The sequence below is a fragment of the Pseudomonas huaxiensis genome (assembly GCF_003231275.1).
In the GTDB taxonomy this organism is placed as follows: Bacteria; Pseudomonadota; Gammaproteobacteria; order Pseudomonadales; family Pseudomonadaceae; genus Aquipseudomonas; species Aquipseudomonas huaxiensis.
Genome location: NZ_QKVL01000002.1, coordinates 152,891 through 173,589 on the forward strand (window position 1 = coordinate 152,891; position 20,699 = coordinate 173,589).

Annotated in this window: 16 protein-coding genes; 12 read left to right on the forward strand and 4 right to left on the reverse strand. The window is 63.5% G+C overall.

The window, feature by feature from the left end:
* Positions 1-67: 67 nt before the first annotated feature.
* From DM374_RS04020 to DM374_RS04030, 3 genes are all read left to right on the forward strand, one after another.
* Entirely contained in the window at positions 68-1,099 is a 1,032-nt protein-coding gene (locus DM374_RS04020; protein ID WP_110968708.1) for a histone deacetylase family protein, read from the forward strand.
* A 63-nt stretch (positions 1,100-1,162) separates the two neighbouring features.
* A complete protein-coding gene (locus DM374_RS04025; protein WP_110968709.1) occupies positions 1,163-2,560 on the forward strand; it encodes an amino acid permease in 1,398 nt (465 codons plus the stop codon).
* Positions 2,561-2,705: 145 nt separating this feature from the next.
* Positions 2,706-3,923 (forward strand): DUF3422 domain-containing protein, encoded by a 1,218-nt coding sequence (locus DM374_RS04030; RefSeq protein WP_110968710.1) that lies wholly within the window; start codon positions 2,706-2,708, stop codon positions 3,921-3,923.
* A gap of 117 nt (positions 3,924-4,040) precedes the next feature.
* Here DM374_RS04030 and DM374_RS04035 read toward each other — a convergent pair whose 3' ends face one another.
* Complete coding sequence (locus tag DM374_RS04035) at positions 4,041-5,459, reverse strand: amino acid permease (protein ID WP_110968711.1); 1,419 nt, start codon at positions 5,457-5,459, stop codon at positions 4,041-4,043.
* Positions 5,460-5,914: 455 nt separating this feature from the next.
* Here DM374_RS04035 and DM374_RS04040 point away from each other — a divergent pair, with 455 nt between their 5' ends.
* Positions 5,915-7,342, forward strand: a complete 1,428-nt coding sequence (locus DM374_RS04040) for an aminotransferase-like domain-containing protein (protein WP_110968712.1) — start codon at positions 5,915-5,917, stop codon at positions 7,340-7,342.
* A gap of 82 nt (positions 7,343-7,424) precedes the next feature.
* Here DM374_RS04040 and DM374_RS04045 read toward each other — a convergent pair whose 3' ends face one another.
* Positions 7,425-8,591: a metallophosphoesterase family protein gene (locus tag DM374_RS04045; RefSeq protein ID WP_110968713.1), complete on the reverse strand. Its 1,167-nt coding sequence runs from the start codon at positions 8,589-8,591 to the stop codon at positions 7,425-7,427.
* Between the two features lie 205 nt (positions 8,592-8,796).
* Between DM374_RS04045 and DM374_RS04050 the strand changes: the two genes are divergently transcribed.
* From DM374_RS04050 to DM374_RS04080, 7 genes are all read left to right on the forward strand, one after another.
* Positions 8,797-9,555: a class I SAM-dependent methyltransferase gene (locus tag DM374_RS04050; RefSeq protein WP_110968714.1), complete on the forward strand. Its 759-nt coding sequence runs from the start codon at positions 8,797-8,799 to the stop codon at positions 9,553-9,555.
* 160 nt (positions 9,556-9,715) lie between these two features.
* A complete protein-coding gene (locus DM374_RS04055; RefSeq protein ID WP_110968715.1) occupies positions 9,716-10,567 on the forward strand; it encodes an STAS domain-containing protein in 852 nt (283 codons plus the stop codon).
* 4 nt (positions 10,568-10,571) lie between these two features.
* Positions 10,572-10,934, forward strand: a complete 363-nt coding sequence (locus DM374_RS04060) for an STAS domain-containing protein (RefSeq protein WP_110968716.1) — start codon at positions 10,572-10,574, stop codon at positions 10,932-10,934.
* The gene (locus DM374_RS04065; RefSeq protein WP_110968717.1) at positions 10,931-11,335 is read left to right on the forward strand and encodes an anti-sigma regulatory factor; all 405 of its coding nucleotides are present in this window, start codon (positions 10,931-10,933) and stop codon (positions 11,333-11,335) included. Before DM374_RS04060 ends, DM374_RS04065 begins: the two co-directional genes overlap by 4 nt.
* On the forward strand, positions 11,326-12,342 hold the full coding sequence (locus tag DM374_RS04070; RefSeq protein WP_225422441.1) for an ATP-binding protein: 1,017 nt from the start codon (positions 11,326-11,328) through the stop codon (positions 12,340-12,342). Before DM374_RS04065 ends, DM374_RS04070 begins: the two co-directional genes overlap by 10 nt.
* A complete protein-coding gene (locus DM374_RS04075; RefSeq protein WP_110968718.1) occupies positions 12,335-13,207 on the forward strand; it encodes a sensor histidine kinase in 873 nt (290 codons plus the stop codon). The genes DM374_RS04070 and DM374_RS04075 overlap by 8 nt, the downstream gene beginning before the upstream one ends.
* Positions 13,197-15,158 carry a response regulator gene (locus DM374_RS04080; RefSeq protein ID WP_110968719.1) on the forward strand — a complete coding sequence of 654 codons (1,962 nt, stop codon included), beginning with the start codon at positions 13,197-13,199 and terminating at the stop codon, positions 15,156-15,158. Before DM374_RS04075 ends, DM374_RS04080 begins: the two co-directional genes overlap by 11 nt.
* 147 nt (positions 15,159-15,305) lie before the next feature.
* Here the strand turns inward: DM374_RS04080 and DM374_RS04085 are convergent, their stop codons facing one another.
* The gene (locus DM374_RS04085) at positions 15,306-16,202 is read right to left on the reverse strand and encodes a LysR substrate-binding domain-containing protein (protein WP_110968720.1); all 897 of its coding nucleotides are present in this window, start codon (positions 16,200-16,202) and stop codon (positions 15,306-15,308) included.
* 152 nt (positions 16,203-16,354) lie between these two features.
* On the opposite strand from DM374_RS04085, the gene ydiJ reads away from it, so the two are divergent.
* On the forward strand, positions 16,355-19,375 hold the full coding sequence (gene ydiJ / locus DM374_RS04090) for a D-2-hydroxyglutarate dehydrogenase YdiJ (RefSeq protein WP_110968721.1): 3,021 nt from the start codon (positions 16,355-16,357) through the stop codon (positions 19,373-19,375).
* A gap of 150 nt (positions 19,376-19,525) precedes the next feature.
* On the opposite strand, the gene DM374_RS04095 is transcribed toward ydiJ, so the two are convergent.
* Positions 19,526-20,578, reverse strand: a complete 1,053-nt coding sequence (locus DM374_RS04095; RefSeq protein ID WP_110968722.1) for a GlxA family transcriptional regulator — start codon at positions 20,576-20,578, stop codon at positions 19,526-19,528.
* Between the last annotated feature and the right edge of the window lie 121 nt (positions 20,579-20,699).

Here is a 20,699-nt window from a genome sequence, read left to right on the forward strand (position 1 = left end):
AGCAAAACAATTTCCCGACCCTAGCGTGAAAATTGTCCTCACAACAACACCATCCGAGGACGCCCCTGTGCTGACCGTATTCAGTCCCAGCCACCGCCTGCACCACGGCACCGAACTCAAGGACGGCGCCCTGACGCCGTCCTTCGAAAAACCGCAACGGGTCGAAACCGTCCTGGCTCGCGTCCGCAGCAGCGGGCTGGGCGAGGTGATCGCCGAGCAGCGTTACGACAGGGCCTGCTATGTGGCCGCTCACAGCGAACGCTACGTGGCCTTCCTGGAAAACGCCTGGGGCGAGTGGTCGGCCACCGGCAAAACCCACGACGCCCTGCCGCTGGTCTGGCCGGTACGGGACCTGGCCGGCGCGCCGGAGCCCGGGTTCATCGACGGCAAGCTGGGCTTCTATGCGATGGACGCCGGGTCGCCGATCACCGCCGGCACCTGGGAAGCGGTGCGCGCCAGCGCCGACGTGGCCCTGACGGCGATGGACAAAGTCCTCGGCCAGCATCACAGCGCCTTTGCCCTGTGTCGCCCACCGGGCCACCACGCGGCCCGCGAGTACATGGGCGGCTATTGCTACCTGAACAATGCCGCGATCGCCGCCGAACGCTGCCTGGCCCAAGGCTCGAAGCGGGTGGCTATCCTCGACGTGGACTTTCACCACGGCAATGGCACGCAGAACATTTTCTACGACCGCCCAGACGTGTTCTTCGCCTCGATCCACGGCGATCCCCATGTGTCCTACCCGTACTTCTCCGGCTATGCCGAAGAGACCGGCCAGGGTGCGGGAGAAGGTTTCAACGCCAACTATCCGCTGGCCCGCGGCACCACCTGGGCGCGCTTCAGCGAAGCACTGGCCCACGCCCTCGCCCGCATCGTCGCCTACCGCCCGGAACAACTGATCATCTCCCTGGGCGTCGACACCTTCGAAGATGACCCCATCAGCCATTTCCGCCTGACCAGCGAAGACTTCCTGCGCCTAGGCCAGCTGATTGCCGGCGCCGCGCTGCCCACCCTGTTCGTCATGGAGGGCGGCTACATGGTCGACGAGATCGGCATCAACGCGGTGAACACCCTGCAAGGCTTCGAAGCCAATACCTGACGTCTCCCGCCCCGCCCGGGCGGGGCCCATCTGATCAACTACAACAACAAAAGAGGTTCGATCATGCACACGTCTTCCGCGCAGCCCGCTGCCGACGGGCACCTGCAACGCACGCTGGAAAACCGCCATATCCAGCTGATTGCCATTGGCGGAGCGATCGGTACCGGGCTGTTCATGGGCTCGGGCAAGATCATCGCCCTGTCTGGCACGTCGATCATCCTGGTCTACGCGATCATCGGTTTTTTCCTGTTCTTCGTGATGCGCGCCATGGGCGAGCTGCTGCTCTCGGACCTGCGCTTCAAATCCTTCGCCGACATTGTTGCCGCCTACCTCGGGCCGCGGGCCGGTTTCGTCCTGAGCTGGTCGTACTGGCTAAGCTGGAGCGTGGCGGTGGTGGGCGATGTGGTGGTCGTCGCCGGGTTCATGCAGTACTGGTACCCGGACCTGCCCGCGTGGATGCCGGCCTTTTTCACCCTGTTCCTGCTGCTGGGCCTGAACATGCTGGCGGTGCGTATTTTCGGTGAGGTGGAGTTCTGGTTCGCGATCATCAAGATCGTTGCCATCGTCGTGCTGATCCTCACCGCATTGGTGATGATTGCCACCTCGTTCACTTCGCCCAACGGCGTGGCGGCCTCGCTGGGGCATATGGTCACGCCGGGGGCGATCTTCCCCCATGGCGCCAGCGGCTTCTTCGCCGGCTTCCAGATTGCCGTGTTCTCCTTCGCCGGTACCGAGCTGATCGGCACCACCGCTGCCGAAGCGAAGAACCCGGAGCGCACCCTGCCCAAGGCAATCAACACCATCCCGGCGCGGATCCTGCTGTTCTACATCCTCGCGCTGGTCTGCATCATCAGCGTGGTGTCCTGGGCCGAAGTGCCGGCCAACCGCAGCCCCTTCGTCGAACTGTTCCTGCTGGCGGGCTTCCCTGCCGCCGCCGGGATGATCAATTTCGTGGTGCTGACGTCGGCCGCGTCGTCGGCCAACAGCGGTGTGTACTCGGGCTGCCGGATGCTCTTCGGCCTGGCCGAGCGGCGCAATGCAGCGGCGATTTTCGGCCGGCTGTCGAAGCTCAGCGTGCCGGTGTACAGCTTGATGTTCTCGGGCATCTGCATGCTGGCCGGATTGACGCTGCTGTTCGTGATCCCCGAGGTGATGACTGCGTTCACCCTGATCTCCACCGTGTCGGCAGTACTGGTACTGTTCACCTGGTCGATGATCCTCGCCGCCTACCTGGCCTATCGCCGGGCCAATCCGGCGGCGCACCAGCGCTCGACCTTCAAGATGCCCGGCGGCGTGCCCATGGCCATCGCCACCCTGGGCTTTTTGCTGTTCGTGCTGTCGCTGCTCGCCCTTGAAGCCGACACCCGTGCCGCGCTGACGGCGATGCCGTTCTGGTTCGTCTTCCTGTTACTGATGTACCGCCGGCGCAGCAACCAGGCCGCCGCCGCTCGCCCCGCGTGACCCCTGGAACGGAGCGGGACTCCCCGCTCCGCCTCCCTGCGACATTTCGTCCAGCCGGACGGACGTGACCTGCCAGTCACTCGCCAAGTCTCCCCAGATACGCAGTTGTATCCGCAGACAATTCCAAAAACACGGCTGAACATCCATGCACCCCCAACGCACCGCCTTGCACAACGAGCTGCATGCTCGTCCCTCCCTGTATTTCGACGCCCCGGCCCATGTCTTTCACCTGGCGTTCATCGGTGGCCAGCAACCCTGTAACGCCCTGCTGCAGCGCTGCTGCCCGGACGCCACCGACACCGACGCGGTGCAGGGCATCAGCCGCTTCGACGGCTGCCCGTTCAAATGGGAACGCCATTCCGAGTTCTTCACCCTGACCCTGGTCCAGCCCAGCACCAGCGCCGATCCGCAGTGGAGCGGCCTGCCTCCTGCCCTGGCCGCCGCCATCGAGCCGTACCGCGAGCAACTGATCAACGCCATGCAACTGGTGGTGCGCGAGGAACCGGGCCTGGACTTCGCCAGTTACGGTTTCAAAGACCCCAGCGGCTCCAGCGTGGGCGGTGGTGATGCGGTGGTGTGGAGCGACTTTCGTCTGGACGAAGATGGCGTCAACCGGTTGCTTTTCGTCAATCACAGGCTCAATGCCTACCGGCTCGGGCGCATGGTGCGTCGCCTGCTGGAGCTCGAAACCTACCGGATGATGGCATCACTGGCGCTGAGCACAGCCAAAGATCTCAGCCCGCAACTGGACGGTTTCGACCGGACGCTGGTCGATCTGTCGCAGCGCAATGCCGGGGCCAGTGGCGTGCAGGCCAAAGTGTTGCTGGAAGACATCGTCGAACTGTCGCGGCAGGTGGTCGCCAGCACAGTGAAAAGCCGCCACCGCTTCAGCGCCACCCAGGCCTACGCGCAACTGGTGTTCGAGCGGCTGACGGAACTGCGTGAGGGCAACGTCGAGGATTACCAGCGCCTGGGCGTGTTCATCGAACGACGCTTCAAGCCGACCGTGCGTTACTGCGCTGCGACCGAACAGCGGCTGGATCACCTGGCCAAGGGCGTGGCCAACCTCGGCGACCTGTTGCAGGCGCGGGTGCAGGTGGACATGGAGGAGCAGAACGCCGAGATCCTGCGCAGCCTGGCTGCCCGGGCCGAGTCGCAGATCAAGATTCAGCGGGCGGTAGAAGGTTTGTCGATCATCGCGATCACCTATTACCTGCTGAGCCTGTTCAAGTTGCTGTATGCGGGGCTGGATACGTTGGGCGCACACATTGCGCCGCGGGATGCGCTGCTGGGACTGGCGCCGGTGGTGGGGTTGATGCTGGGGGTGATTCTGCTGCGGATCAGGAAGGCCAAGCAGCATTAAGGCTGGAGGGCATCGCGACGGTTCGGCGCCCCGACGAGCTCGCTCCTACAAGGTCTGAATACCCGTAGGAGCGAGCTTGTCGGGGCGCCGAACCGTCGCGATGATGGAACTACACCATCAGGCCGCTTTCTTCAGCGCCCGGTAGTGCACAACCATACCCATCATTGCCACGACCGCCGCCGCCGCGCCGGTGGAGATCACCAGAATCTGGTACTCCTCGACGAACGCCATGGTCACCAGGCAGCCAACGATGAACACGATGCTCAGGTAGGTCAGCCAAGGGAACAGCCACATTTTCAGGCGGATCTGCTTGCCTTCGGCTTCCAGCTTGCGGCGCATCTTCAGTTGCGAGCAGGCGATCACCAGGTACACCAGCATGGCGATCATGCCGGTGGTGTTCATCAAGGTGTCCAGTACGTCTTTCGGACGCAGGGCCTCGTTGAAGTTGATCAGGGCGCAGATCACTGCAACAGCGCACGAACCGATGATTGCGAAGACCGGTACGCCGGTGCCGGCACGGGTCATCTTGAAGATCTTCGGTGCGTCACCACGGGTCGCCAGCGAGAACATCATGCGCGAGGCGGTGTAGTGAGCCGAGATCAGGCAGCTGCTGACCGAGGTCAGGACCACGAAGTTCATCACGAACTCGGCGCCCGGAATACCCAGCAGTTCCAGGGTGCGGCGGTACGAACCGTAGCCGGAGGTGCCCATCAGCGGGTCATTCCACGGCACCAGGCAGACGATCAGGAAGATCGAGCCAATGTAGAACAGGCAAACGCGCCAGACCACCGAGTTGGTCGCCTTGACGATCTGGCCGGCCGGGTCTTTCGACTCGGAGGCCGCGATGGTGACGATTTCCGCACCGAGGAAGGCGAACATCGCACCCAGCATCGCCACCACCACCGACTCGATGCCGTTAGGCATGAAGCCGCCGTGGGCGGTCAGGTTGGCCATGCCGCTGACTTCACCGGTCGGCCACAGGTTCATCACCGCCGCCGCGCAGACCACCAGGAAGCAGACAATGGCCACGACCTTGATCAGGGCGAACCAGAACTCGAACTCACCGTAGTGCTTGACGTTGAAGAAGTTCACGCAGATCAGCGCCAGGGTGGCAATCAGCACGAAGCTGTTGATGCTCACCGAGGGGAACCAGCCGTGCAGGATCTTGCCGGCGACGTAGGCTTCCCACGCCATCAGGATCACCCAGTAGCCCCAGTACAACCAGCCGATGGTGAAACCGGCCCAGCGACCAATGGCGCGCTCGGCATAGGTGGAGAAGGAGCCGGTGTCCGGCGAGGACGTCGCCATTTCACCGAGCATGCGCATGACCAGCACCACCAGGATGCCGCCCGCCAGGTAAGCCAGTACTGCAGCCGGGCCGGCGCTGTGGATCACGCTGCCGGAACCGACGAACAATGCGCCGCCGATAACGCCGGCGATCGACATCATGGTCAAGTGACGTGATTTGAGCGAAGCCGCCAGCTTGCTCTCGTGCCCCGACTTCTCTGCAGAAGTCGATGTGGATGTTGCGTCCATCAGTGGTCTACCCCGTGTTCTTTTTATCCAAGGAAACTCAACCGGGGCGCGACATGACGTCGCGCCCCCTACTGCATCAGTTGCTCTGATTCGACGTGCACGACGCTGTCCGGGCCGACGAACGGCTAATGCTGGGCAGCTTTTGTGTCGTGCTCAGGCTCGTCCGGTGGGCCTGAAAGGTGCTGCAAGAACGCTGTTTCCGACGATTTCACACGCCGGTATCAGCGGGAGAGACACAAGGGCTGGGCCTTGCATCGAGAATTCATGGTTCGACGAGCGGTTGTTCATGAAGCTTCACGGCATTGATCTAGCGGTAACTGCTACCTAATGTAAAAATGTACGGCCTCAAGAGCCATGCACAGCGCGCACTAATCGTCACTGCACTGTACAGGCCGTCAATGCAATACAGCGCATGCGCGGCCGGCGTTACGCTCACTCGAAGGCACTGCTTCCCCATGTTCGAACTACGCCCCGATGCCTCGCCCCCGTTGGTCAACCAGATCATCAACGGGTTGCGCGAAGCGATCGAGAACCAGACTCTCAAGCCCGGCGCCAAGGTGCCATCGATCCGCGCCTTCGCCGCAAAATATTCGGTGAGCACCTTCACCGTGGTCGAAGCCTATGACCGCCTGGTGGCCCAAGGGCTGCTGGTCAGCCGCGGCACCGCCGGGTTCTTCGTCAACCGCACCGCTGGCGACCTGATCGATCCCCAGACCAGCGAACCGGACCCGGCCAAGCCGGCGTTCAACTCCGAGTGGTACCTGCAACAGATCTTCGAAAGCCGGCAACTGGCGTTCAAGCCCGGCTGCGGCTGGCTGCCCAACGACTGGATGTTCGAAGACGGCCTGCGCCGCGGCCTGCGCCAGGTCGCCAGCAGCGTCATGGAACTGAGCGGCTACGGCGACCCCATGGGTCTGGCCGAACTGCGCACCTTGACCGCGCAGAACCTGCAACAGGACCTGCGCATCGTCGTGCCACCCAACCAGTTGATGCTCACCCACGGCGCCAGCCAGGCGCTGGACCTGGCGGTGCGCACACTGGTCAAGCCCGGTGACGTGGTACTGGTGGACGATCCCGGCTACCCGAACCTGATGAGCATCCTGCGCTTCCAGGGCGCCACCCTGCTCGGCGTGCCGCGCACGCCCAACGGTTACGACCTGGAGCACCTGGAGCGGCTGCTCGACCATCATCGCCCGACCGTGTTCTTCACCCAGCCGCACCTGCACAGCCCGACCTGCTCGCGAACCCCACTGGTGCAATTGCACCGTTTGCTGCAACTGGCGACCCAGCACGGCTTCCGTCTGGTGGAAAACAACCTCTACGCCGACATGATCGAAGAGCCGCAACCGTGCCTGACCACCCTCGACCACCTGCAGCAGGTGGTCTACGTCGGCAGTTACTCGAAGAGCATCTCGCCCAACGTGCGGGTCGGCTACATGCTGGCCAACCCGGAACTGATGCAGCAACTGGTGCAACTGAAGATGCGCTCGGGGCTGACCACCTCCCAGGTGATGGAACGGGTGGTCTACGCTGCGATCACCGACGGTCGCTGGCGCAAACACCTCAAGCGCCTGCGCCAGCGCCTGGCCGAAGCGCATCAGGAAGTGGGCCGGCAACTGGCGCGGCTGGGTTTCGAACGGTTTATCGAATCGGACGAAGGCATGTACATCTGGACCCGCCACCCGGCCATCGCCGACAGTGCCGCGTTGGTGGACGACGCCCTTGATCAGGGCATCATGCTCGGCCCTGGCCAGTTGTTCATGGTGGACTCCCAGGCCACCGGCTGGATGCGCTTCAACGTCGCCTTCAGCACCGACCCGGCGTTGTGGGAGCAGTTGGAGAAGTTGCTGGTCAAGCATATTCGCGGGGCGAAAGAGCGCTGATGGATGAGCCGCTGTGTCGGGCTGTACGATACGCGGCTCACGGATAAATATAAAAATCGATGCTGGAAATCCTCGTACAGGGTCACCAACGTGTCCTTAAGGTTACGGGAGGGAAGTTTTTCCGTTCGCCTCGGAGCAGCACGCCAGAGACAATCTCTTTCTGGGCATTGCTCTTTCCGGGAGCAACCTTGTAAACCTTGGCAGCACCAAGGTCAGCGGTCACATCCGGCTCAAACTCAACAATCAGATAGCTTTTATTCAGCAGCGCACCACTCTGAAATACCGGAACAAGGCCATACCGCTCTATCTCCCACTCATAGGGCACAAGGCCTAACTCGCCATGTACATGCCCGGCGAACACGGCGCTTACCAGATAGTTATTGACCATCGCCTTGAACCGCGCAACATCCCCCGACGGCCACGTATTACGCTTGTGCAGATTGATAAAGATGTACTGACCGCGTGCCCGTGCATCACGCAAATCAGACTCCAGCCAACTCAGCGAGTCACGGATATTGAATTTTCGCTTTGGCGACGTTATGTGATTGCCCGTCTCGAAATAGACGCTGTAGAGCGGCCCATTATGCAGTTGTATGAAATGCATACGGCCAATATCAAAAGAATAGGAAAGGCTCCCTCGGTGCTCCGGCTTGGCATAGTGGTAATCGATACTGCGCAAGCCAGGAATCTGCATCTCCCACTGCAGGACATCACACACCGAATCACGCGCACATCCATTATTGGCACACTCTCCGACGTTTTGGTCATAGTCGTGATTACCGAGCCCTGGAAAGAATAACGGCCCCCCAGGACCGCCACTCAACCCACGGAACAGCTTCTGGGTCGTCTCTCTCTCGTGACCATGACCAAAGTGCGTAAGATCGCCATTGATAAAAAACGGAACGAAGGTATTACTCTTGACACGGTAGTTAGCGATGTCACTGAAGACCTGGCTAAGTCGCTGATTGGACAACGCGCGGTTTTCATAAAGATGGCCATTTGAATCCAGCGTTGCTGGATACTGCGGATCAGAACCAACGACCATGCTCTTCGGCGTGCTCTGGTTCCAGCCTGGCTGAATGTAGCCGGTGTAATTCTGGGTGGTCGTAGCCTCGCAACCCGCCACGGCATTTTTTTCATCCTGATCGTTTGCAGGAGGCATTGCTGTGCAGGCTGATAGCACTGTGAACGCAAGAGCCGAGGAAAAGAAAGACACTACCCGTTGCTTGATCGAGCAGAAATTGTTCATCGAGACCTCAACTTGCAGTTGTGGGTTTAAACAGTACGACCATGCTGAAACAGGGCTGTATCTCCGTCTACTGACAAAAATATCAGGTGCGCCAAAGGGCCGACCCTTGCCATGCCGGGCAACCACTACAGATAAAGGTCGTATTGGGTCGACACTCTGGCAGGCGCTAGCATCGCTTTACCAAAAAAAGACAGAGGCCGAGCTCATGACAAGCAGCATCTTCAAGGATCATTTCTCCAGCGGCTCGGCCGGCTACGCGGCCTACCGACCGAGCTACCCGCTGGAACTGATCGACGAACTGACCAGCATCAGCCCCGGCACCGGCCGGGCGCTGGATTGCGGTTGCGGCACCGGGCAACTGTCGGTGCTGCTGGCCGAGCGCTTCGACGAGGTGGTAGCCACCGACGCCAGCGCTACGCAGATCGCCGCCGCCGAACCCCGCGAAGGCGTGATCTACCGCGCCGCCCTGGCCGAAGACAGCGGCCTGGCGGAAAACAGCGTCGACCTGATCACCGTCGCCCAGGCCGCCCACTGGCTGGACCTGGACCGTTTCTACGCCGAGGCCCGGCGCATCGCCCGGCCCCAGGCGGCAATCGCCCTGATCACCTACGGCGTGCTGCACCTGGAGGGCGAACTGGACCGCCACCTGCAGCAGTTCTACTACCACGACATCGTCAGCTACTGGCCGCCCGAGCGCCGTCATGTGGAAACCGGCTACCGCGACCTGCCCTTCCCCTTCGCGGCAATAGACTTGCCGCCGCAGGTCATCGAGATGCAGTGGAACCTGCCGCAGTTGATCGGCTACCTGAACACCTGGTCGGCGGTGAAGGCCGCGCAACAGGCGCTCGGTTTCAATCCGGTCGACACCCTGGCGCAACAGTTCGCCGAGGAATGGGGCGACCCGACCACCCGCCGCCGGATCACCTGGCCGCTGACCCTCCGTGCCGGGCGCCTTCGCGATTGATCGTTCTGCTGCCACGGAACCATTTGCCCACCCCAATGATCGGAGTCACATTCCCTGCCAATAGTGGCAAGACGCCCAGCATTTTCTCACCGGCGGTGCTACTGTCCGCAGACCGGTGCTTCGGGACAACCGGTCCTTTTTTCAGGAGCGATCAATAAAAATGGCAACACTCAACACCAGCACCCTCGAAGCGATCAAATCCCAACGCAGTCAACTGCTTGGCGAGTGGACCAAGGGCCTCGAAGACAGCGGCTCGACGCGCAACCTCAAGGAACACGACCTGCAACAGCAGACTTCGGAGTTCCTGCAGTTGGTGACCGCCGGGCTGGAACAAGGCGGCGGTCCAAGCATCAACGCTGCGGGCTGGGAAAACACCCGCCAGTTCCTCGAAAAGCTCTCCCACAGCCGCGCCCTGCTGGGCCATGATTCGCAGCAAACTGCGGCGTTCATCTTTGCCCTCAAAGGCCCGCTGTTCAGTCTGCTGCAACGCCACTACCGTGAAGATCCGGCGCAACTGGCCGAACAACTCTGGGAAATCTCCGAACTGCTCGATGCGTTCGGCATGCACACCATCCGCACCTTCCAGAAATCCCGTGAATCGGTGATCAAGCGCCAGCAGGAAGAGTTGCTGGAACTGTCCACCCCGGTGGTCAAGCTGTGGGACGGCGTGTTGGCGCTGCCGATGATCGGCACCCTCGACTCGCAACGCACCCAGGTGGTGATGGAGTCGCTGCTACAGCGCATCGTCGATACCGGTGCCGAAATCGCCATCATCGACATCACCGGGGTACCGACCGTCGACACCCTGGTCGCCCAGCACCTGCTCAAGACCGTCACCGCGATCCGCCTGATGGGTGCCGACTGCATCATCAGCGGCGTGCGTCCGCAAATCGCCCAGACCATCGTTCACCTGGGCCTGGACCTGCAAGGCGTGGTGACCAAGGCCAACCTGGCCGATGCCCTGAAACTGGCGCTGACCCGCCTGGGCATCAGCGTTATCAAGCCGGTCTGATCCCATGGAACGCATTCCGATTCTGCAAATGGGTGAGTTCCTGCTGGTGACCATCCAGGTCGACATGCACGACCAACTCGCCATGACCCTCCAGGACGACCTGTCCGAGCGCATCAGTCGCACGTCCGCCAAGGGCGTGCTGATCGATATCTCTGCGCTGGACATGGTCGACTCCTTTATCGGCCGGATGATCGGCACCATTTCCGGCCTGTCGAGCATCATGGATGCACGCACGGTGCTGGTGGGCATGCAGCCCTCGGTGGCGATCACCCTGGTGGAACTTGGCCTGACCCTGCCCGGTGTCAGCACGGCACTGAACGTCGAGCGGGGCATGCGCCTGCTCCAGGAACGAGTAGCCCGACAATGATCGTGCGCAGCAGCGGCACCCAACCGATCCGCCTGGAACAGGATGTGGTGCTTGCGCGCCAGACTGCGCGCAAAGTCGCCACCGAGTGCGGTATGCGCTTGATCGACCAGACCAAACTGGTCACCGCGGTCAGCGAGCTGGCACGCAACACCATGGTCTATGGCGGTGGCGGCGACATGGACTGGCAGGTACTGGAAGACGTTGGCCGGGTGGGCGTGCGCCTGAAGTTCAGCGACAACGGCCCCGGCATTGCCGATATCCGCCTGGCCATGACCGACGGCTGGACCTCCGGCGGCGGCCTGGGCCTGGGCCTGTCGGGCGCCAAGCGGCTGGTGGAAGAGTTCGAACTGGACACCGCACCCGGCGAGGGCACCCGCATAACGATCACCCGATGGACGTGACGATTGCGGGTGCACTGACCCAAGTCCTGATCATTGAAGACGTCAGCCAGATCGGCTACGCCCGCCGGACCACCCAGAAGCTCGCCGAACAGCTGGGCTTCAACGAGGGTGATGCCGGACGGGTGGCACTGGTCACCACGGAGCTGGCGAGCAACCTGCTCAAGCACGCCGCCCGTGGTGAACTGCATGTACAGGCGGTGCCTGGCAAAACCGGCGTCGGCGTGGAAATTCTGGCGATCGACCGCGCTGGCGGCTTCGACCGCGAGGCCTGCCTGACCGACGGCTTCTCCACCCGCGGCACCCAGGGCATCGGCCTGGGCGCGATATCACGCCAGGCGGAAGTCTTCGACATGTACGCCGACGAGCGCGGCGCGGTGCTGCTGACGCGCTTCTACGCCGGCGGCCAGCGCAATGCCGACCTGCCCTTCGGCGCCAGCCAACATTCACTGCACGACGACCCGGCCTGCGGCGATTGCTGGCAACTGGTACTGGCGGACAACGGCGTCAGCGCGCTGGTGATCGATGGCCTGGGCCATGGCGAAGAAGCCGAGCGCGCCGCCCTCGCCGGGCGCAAGGTGTTTGCACGCATGCCCTTCGCCGCCCCGCACGACCTGTTTCAGGACATGCACCAGGCGATGACCGGCAGCCGCGGCGGCGCAGCCGCAGTCGCCCAGTTCAGCGCCGGCAGCGACAGCCTGTGCTTTACCGGCATCGGCAATATCGGCGCCAGCCTGATCGCCCCGGAGAACTACCGCGGGCTGACCTCGCACCCGGGCATCGTCGGCGTGCAATACCGGAAAGCCCAGCCCTTTGACTATGCTCACGTGAACGGAAATCTATTGATCATGTACAGCGATGGCCTGCAGTCCCGATGGAACCTGCGCGACTATCCCGGCCTGGTGCATCGCCACCCGGCGGTGATCGCCGCCGTTCTGCACCGCGACTTCAGCCGTGGCCGCGACGACGCCACGGTACTGGTCGTCGCCCTGGAGGCATCCCATGGTTGACCTGTCCAACCTCAGCGATGAACAGCGCACGCTGTTCCAGCGCCTGGAAAGCGAGGCCGGAGCCTTGCGCGCCGAACTCGAAGAAACCAACCAGGGTGTCCTTGCGCTGTACTCGGAACTCGACACCCAGGCCGAGCAACTGCGCCAGGCCTCAGACCTGAAAAGCCGCTTCCTGTCCTACATGAGCCACGAGTTCCGCACCCCGCTGGGCTCGATCCTGAGCATCACCAGCCTGCTCGCCGACGAACTGGACGGCCCGCTGAGCCCCGAGCAGCACAAACAAGTGGCCTTCGTCAGCAACGCCACCCGCGAGCTGAGCGACATGGTCGACGACCTGCTGGACCTTGCCAAGATCGAGGCCGGGCGCATCACCATCTCGCCGGGCTGGTTCGACATGCTCGACCTGTTCGCCGCCCTGCGCGGCATGTTCCGACCGATCGTCAACACCGCCGAAGTGGCGTTGATCTTCGAAGAACCGGTGGGCTTGCCGCGGCTTTACACCGACGACAAGAAGCTGGCGCAGATCCTGCGCAACTTCATTTCCAACTCGCTGAAGTTCACCACCAGCGGCGAAGTGCGCGTCTCGGCCCGCCTTGAAGGCACGGACCAGGTGCGGTTCGCCGTCAGCGATACCGGCATCGGTATCGCCCCGGAACTGCACAACGCCCTGTTCGAAGACTTCTCCCAGGTCGATTCGCCGTTGCAGAAACGCCTGCGCGGCACGGGCCTGGGGCTGTCGCTGTGCAAGCGCTTCGCCGCCCTGCTCGGCGGTGAAGTCGGGGTGCAGAGTGAGCCCGGCATGGGCTCGACCTTTTTCGTCATCATTCCGCTGGCCGTGGCCATGGAGTCTGTCGATGAAACGTGACATCCGCCTGTTGATCGTCGACGACAACGTCGCCACCCGCTACGCCCTGCGCCGACGCCTCGACCGCCACGGCTACGAGGTCCTCGAAGCGGGCACCGGCGGCGAAGGCCTGGCGCTGATCGAGCGCGAACGGCCCGATGCGCTGATCCTCGATGTCAACCTGCCGGACATGAGCGGCTTCGATATCGTCCGCACGCTGCGCGCCGACCCGCTCACCGCCCTGCTGCCGGTGATCCACGTCTCGGCCGCGTCGATCCAGACCGGCGACATCATCACCGGCCTCGACGCCGGGGCCGATGCCTACCTGATCCACCCCGTGGACCCGGACGTGCTGCTGGCGACCCTGCGCACCCTGCTGCGGGTTCGCGACACCGAACACGCCCTGCGCGAGAGCGAGGCGCGCTTTCGCGAGATCTTCACCAACGTCACGGCGCCCATCGCCGTGCTCGACGCCAACCTGACCGTCCACGAATGCAACCACGCCTTTGCCCGGCTGCTGCCGGACAACGATGACCCGAACGCCCTGAATGACTGCCTGAAAGATAATCCGTCGGCCACGATCGGCGAGTTGCGCCTGCGCCTGGCCGACGGCGAGCGCTGGAAAGGCACGCTGAACATGCGGGTCAAGGGCGAGACGCGGGAAACCGAGTGGCAGATTTCACCCTACCGCACGCCGGGCTCCAGCCTGGTGTTCGTCGAGGACGTCACCGAGCACCGCCACCGCGAGCGCTCACACCGGGCACAACTGGACGACGCCAACACCCAACTGGCGAAAGAGGTCGCCGAGCGCGCGCGCACCGAAGCGCAACTGCTGCAGGTGCAGAAAATGGACGCCCTCGGCAAGCTCACCGGCGGCATCGCCCACGACTTCAACAACCTGCTCACCGGGATCATCACCAGCCTGGAACTGATCCGCAAACAGACCAGCGGGCAACCGGCGGGCAAGCTTCAGATCTACGCCGACGCAGCACTGAACTCCGCCACCAGCGCCGCCTCGCTGACCCACCGCCTGCTGGCCTTCGCCCGCCAGCAGCCGCTGGATACCCGGCCGGTGGACATCAACGAGCATGTGCGTTCGCTGGAAGAGCTGCTGATCCGCACCATCGGCGAACGCATCGCCCTCAAGCTGGAACTGACCGATCAACCGGCGACCGCGCTGGTCGACCCGGTGCAACTGGAAAGCGCGGTGCTGAACCTTGTGATCAACGCCCGCGATGCCTTGCCCCAGGGCGGCACCATCTGGGTTACCACGCAGAGCGCCAGCGCCCTCGGCAACCCCAAGCTGCAGGACGGCGCGTATGTTTCGCTGTCGGTGCGCGATGACGGTATCGGCATCGACCACAGCGTGATCGACAAGGTCTTCGAACCCTTCTTCACCACCAAACCGCTGGGCCAGGGCACTGGTCTGGGGCTTTCGACCATCTACGGCTTCGCCCGCCAGTCCGGCGGCGACGCCTATATCCGCAGCGTGATCGGCCGGGGGACGGAAGTGACCATGATCCTGCCGGCCAGCAGCGCGCCCTCGGCGCCCAGCGTGGTGCCTGACAGCGTCAACTCGCAAGGGCACGGCGAGCACTTGCTGATCGTCGAGGACATGCCGGCAGTGCGGATGTTCGTCAGTGAAGTACTGCTGGATGCCGGCTACCGCTGCACGGCGGTGGAAAGCATCGAGCTGGCGCTGGAGAACCTGCAGAACGATCCGTCCATCGAGTTGCTGCTGACCGATGTCGGTCTGCCGCGCATGAGCGGCCGTGAGCTGGCCGATGTCGCCCGGGGATGGCGGCCTGCGTTGCCGATTCTGTTCATGACCGGATATGCCCAGAGTGCGCTGAACCGCCAGGCGTTCCTGGCGCCGGGCATGGACATGCTGTTCAAGCCGTTCCAGATCGGCGAGTTGCTGGACAAGGTGCGACGGGCGCTGGATGGAGCTGGTGCGGGGGCGGGTGCCTGATTCAGGAAAATAAGCGCACCGCAATGGCCATGGTAGACCGCCTCTTGCGAGCCCCCTCACAAGGCGGCCGACCATGGCCTGGCAGGTCGTGACACCCACTGTAGGAGCGAGCTTGCTCGCGATATCCCCCCCAGCCAACACCTCCCCTCAAGCCCGCATATCCGGCTCTTCCAGCAACCATTCGCGAAACGCCTCCAGCGCCGGCAGCGACTGGTTACGCGGTGGATACACAAGGTAATAGCTGCGGGCACTGGCATAGGGCAGCACCGGGCTGACCAGCTTGCCTTCGGCCAACTCATCGGTGATCAGGATGCGCGGCACCAGGCCAATACCGATATCCGCGCGTACTGCCTGGATCAGGTGCGAGGTCAGTTCGAAGCTCGGTCCCAGGCGCATGGCCTGGTGCGCCAAACCATGGTGGGTGAACCAGTCGCCCCAGGCATGGGGATTGTTGGCGACGCTGAGCAGCACCTGGCGGCTGATGTCCTCGGGCGTCCACACATCGCGGGACGCCGCCAGCGCCGGCGACAGGATCACCACCAGTTCCTCTGCATGCAGCAGGTGGCAGACCAGCCCCGGCTGGTCGCCGCTGGCGACGACGATGGCGGCGTCGATGCCGCTGGTGGCGAAGTCCACCGGTTCGATCCGCGAATTGATGTGCACCTGCACCTCGGGATGGCGGCGATAGAACTCGTGCAGGCGCGGCAGCAGCCAGGTCGAACCGAAGGTCGGCAGTGTCGCCAGGCGCAGGTTGCCGCCGCCGGCCTGGTGGGCAATGGCATGCAGGGTGGCGCTGCGGATCCGGCCCAGAGCCTCGCTGATCTCGCGCTGGTAGAGCCGGCCCACCTCGGTGAGCTTGACGGTGCGGCCTTCGCGGCGAAACAGGATGACCCCCAGTTGCTGCTCCAGGGCCTGGACCTGGCGGCTGACCGCGCTCTGGGTCAGGGACAATTCCACCGCCGCGCGGGTGTAGCTTTCATGCCGGGCAGCGGCTTCGAATGCCAGAAGCAGTGACATCGACGGGGTCAGGTTTCGGTAATTCATTCATAAAACTCATCAAAGGCCGCGCCATTATCCGTTTGTGCGCAGCGCCAGACTCGGGAATCATTGGCATCATCCACCACCTGACGGTTCGAGACCATACATTCACGTCAGGAATCCAATGATTAGCCAAAGATAAAATAGGCCATCCCGTGATGATCGCCCAACTGCCGGTGAGCGCACCCGCCACCGACTATTCCGCCTTTCTCGATGCCCTGCGCGCCGCCGGTTTCCGTGGCCAGTTCAGCACCGATTACGGCACCCGTACCGTGCTCGCCACCGACAACTCCATCTATCAGCGCCTGCCCCAGGCCGCGGTGTTTCCGCTGGACGCCGAAGACGTAGCGCGGGTCGCCACGCTGATGGCCGAGCCACGCTTCCAGCAGATCAAGCTGACCCCGCGCGGCGGCGGCACCGGCACCAACGGCCAGTCGCTGACCGACGGCATCGTCGTCGACCTGTCGCGGCATATGAACACCATTCTCGAAATCAACGTCGAAGAGCGCTGGGTGCGGGTTCAAGCCGGGGTGGTCAAGGACCAGCTCAACGCCGCGCTGAAACCCCACGGGCTGTTCTTCGCCCCGGAGCTGTCCACCTCCAACCGCGCCACCGTCGGCGGCATGATCAACACCGACGCCAGCGGCCAGGGCAGTTGCACCTACGGCAAGACCCGCGACCACGTACTGGAGTTGCACAGCGTGCTGCTCGGCGGCGAGCGCCTGCACAGCCTGCCGATCGATGACGCCACGCTGGACGCCGCCTGCGCCCTGCCCGGCCGGGTTGGCGAGGTCTACCGCATGGCCCGCGAGATCCAGGAAACCCAGGGCGATCTGATCGAAAGCACCTTCCCCAAACTGAACCGCTGCCTGACCGGCTACGACCTGGCACACCTGCGCGACGACGCCGGCCTGTTCAACCTGAACAGCGTGCTGTGCGGCGCCGAGGGTTCGCTGGGCTATGTGGTCGAGGCCAAGCTCAATGTGCTGCCGATCCCGAAATACGCGGTGCTGGTCAACGTCCGCTATGTCAGCTTCATGGACGCCCTGCGCGACGCCAATGCGCTGATGGCGCACAAACCGCTGTCGATCGAGACGGTGGATTCGCGGGTGCTGATGCTGGCGATGCAGGACATCGTCTGGCACAGCGTCGCCGAATATTTCCCGGCCGATCCCGAGAAGCCGACCCTGGGCATCAACCTGGTGGAGTTCTGCGGCGATGAGCCGGACGAAGTCAATGCTCGGGTCGCCGCCTTTATCGAACACTTGCAGGCCGACCGCAGCGTCGAGCGCCTCGGCCACACTTTGGCCGAAGGTTCTGCCGCGGTGACCAAGGTCTACACCATGCGCAAGCGTTCGGTGGGGCTGCTCGGCAACGTCGAGGGTGAAGTGCGCCCGCAGCCGTTCGTGGAAGACACCGCAGTGCCGCCGGAGCAACTGGCCGACTACATCACCGAGTTCCGCGCCCTGCTGGACGGCTACGGCCTGACCTACGGCATGTTCGGCCACGTCGATGCCGGCGTGCTGCACGTGCGCCCGGCGCTGGACATGAAAGACCCGGCCCAGGCCGCACTGGTCAAGCCGATTTCCGATGCCGTGGCCGCGCTGACCCAACACTACGGCGGCCTGCTCTGGGGCGAGCACGGCAAGGGCCTGCGTTCGGAATACGTGCCCGCCTACTTCGGCGCGCTGTACCCGTCGCTGCAACGCCTCAAAGGCGCCTTCGACCCGCACAACCAGCTCAACCCTGGCAAGATCTGCACCCCGCCGGACAGCGCCGAGGGCCTGATCAAGGTCAACGAAGCCCCGCTGCGCGGCGAGCACGACCGGCAGATCGACGAGCGCGTCTGGCAGAGCTATGCCAGCGCGGTGCACTGCAACGGCAATGGCGCCTGCTACAACTTCGATCCTGACGACGCCATGTGCCCGTCATGGAAAGCCACCCGCGAACGTCGCCACTCGCCCAAGGGTCGCGCCTCGCTGATCCGCGAATGGCTGCGCCTGCAGGGCGCGGCCAATATCGACGTGCTGGCTGCCGCGCAGAACAAGGCGTCCTGGCTCAAGGGCCTGCCGCAACGCCTGCGCAACAGCCGCGCCCAGCAACGCGGCCAGGCCGACTTTTCGCATGAGGTCTACGACGCCATGGCCGGCTGCCTGGCGTGCAAGTCCTGCGCGGGGCAATGCCCGATCAAGGTCAACGTGCCGGACTTCCGCTCGCGTTTCCTCGAGCTGTACCACAAGCGTTATCAACGTCCGCTGCGCGACTACCTGATCGGCTCGCTGGAGTTCACCATTCCGTACCTGGCCCACGCGCCGGGGCTGTACAACGCGGTGATGGGTTCGAAATGGGTGAGCAAGCTGCTGGCGGACCAGATCGGCATGGTCGACAGCCCGCTGATCAGCCGCTTCAACTTCCAGGCCACCCTGACCCGCTGCAACGTCCGCGCTGCCAGCGTGCCGGCCCTGCGCGAACTGACCCCGGCACAGCGCGAGCGCAGCATCGTGCTGGTCCAGGACGCCTTCACCCGCTACTTCGAAACGCCGCTGCTGGCGTCGTTCATCGACCTCGCCCACCGCCTCGGCCACCGCGTGTTCCTCGCCCCGTACAGCGCCAACGGCAAACCGCTGCACGTGCAAGGCTTCCTTGGCGCCTTCGCCAAAGCGGCGATCCGCAATGGCACCCAGCTCAAGGCCCTGGCCGACTGCGGCGTGCCACTGGTGGGCCTGGACCCGGCGATGACCCTGGTCTATCGCCAGGAGTACCAGAAAGTCCCCGGCCTGGAAGGCTGCCCGAACGTGCTGTTGCCGCAGGAATGGCTGATGGACGTGCTGCCAGAGCACGTCGGCGGCAAGACGGCCAACTTCCGCCTGATGGCCCACTGCACCGAGAAAACCAACGTACCGGCCAGCACCCGCCAGTGGGAGCAGGTGTTCGCGCGCCTGGGCCTGAAACTGGCGACCGAAGCGACGGGCTGCTGCGGGATGTCCGGCACTTACGGTCATGAAGCACGCAACCAGGAAACCTCGAAGACCATCTTCGAGCAGTCCTGGGCCGGCAAACTGGAGAAGGACGGCGAGCCGCTGGCGACCGGGTATTCGTGCCGTAGCCAGGTCAAGCGGCTGGCGGACCGCAAGTTGCGGCACCCGCTGGAGGTGGTGTTGCAGTATGTGATTGGTTAAGGGAGTGAGCGGGCGCCGTCAGTGACAGAGATGGTGCCTGGTCGAACAGTTACTGTGCGTGCAAAACCTGTGGGAGCCGGCTTGCCGGCGATGAGGCCGTCAGTGACAGCGATGGCGTCTGGTCGAATGCAATCGCTTGCAAGCCCCCGCTCACTTCACCTCTTCCACCCTCTTGCCCTTCCCCCCCTTCACCAGCCCATGGCGAATCTCCTTCGACGGCCCGTAGCCATAAAAGGACGCATAGCACTTGCTGAAATGGCTCGGCGAGACGAAGCCGCAGGCCAGCGCCACGTCGATCAGTTGCAGGTCGGAATGCTGCAGCAACCGGCGACTCTCGGTGATCCGCAGTTCCAGGTAATAGCGCACGGGCGTAGTGCCGAGCTGGGTCATGAACAATCGGCCGATCTGCCGTTTGGAGCGGCCGACGTAATGGGCCAGTTGATCCTGGCTCAAGGGCTCTTCGATGTTCGCGCTCATCAGGTTGATGGCTTCGCGCAGCGGCTCGCTCATTTTCTCGTGCAAGGTCGGCCGCGCGCGACGGTAGCGGGACTCCTCGAAGGCGAGGATATCGACGATGGCGTCGACCATGCCGCGGCCATGCAAGGTATTGATCCACTCCAGCACCATGTGGAACGCCCCCGCCGGGCTGGCGGCGGTCAGGCGGTCGCGGTCGACGATGTAGCTTTCGCTGGTGACCTGGCTGTCCTTGGCGATCTCGGCCACGGCGCCGCGGTGTTCGGGGTGTACGGCGCAGCGGTAGCCATCAAGCAGTCCGGTCTGGCCGAGGAACCAGGCGCCGTTCCACAGGCCGGCCAGGGCCACTTGCTTCTCGGCCGCACGCAGAAGCATCTGGGTCAGTTCCGGGATCGGCTTGAGCACGGTGCGCAAGCCGCCGCAGACCACCAGCAGGTCGAGGTCGTCCAGGCTGGCGGAATTGAGGGCGGCATCCGGGCAGATCACCAGCCCCAGGTCGCTGACCCGCGAGCCGCCGTCCATGGTGAACGTTCGGTAGGTGAAGGACGCCGACTGGATCAGGTTGGCGGTGACCACGGTGTCCAGCGCCTGGGTGAAGGCCGGTAGGGAGAAGTGTTCGAGCAGGATGAAACCGACCCGGCCCTGGGCAATCGCCGGCTGCCCTTTCTCGCCCGTGAAGCGCAGGTTTGAGCCCTGCAGGGCATCACTGAAATGCCTTCTTTCAACCACGTCGTTGCCTCGTTCGATCTTGTTCTGGTGTTGCCGGAGGGATGACGGAAACCGCAACGCCGGCGTGCATCGTTTGCATGATGCACGCCGGCGCGGCGCTTATCCAACAGCCATTGTGGGA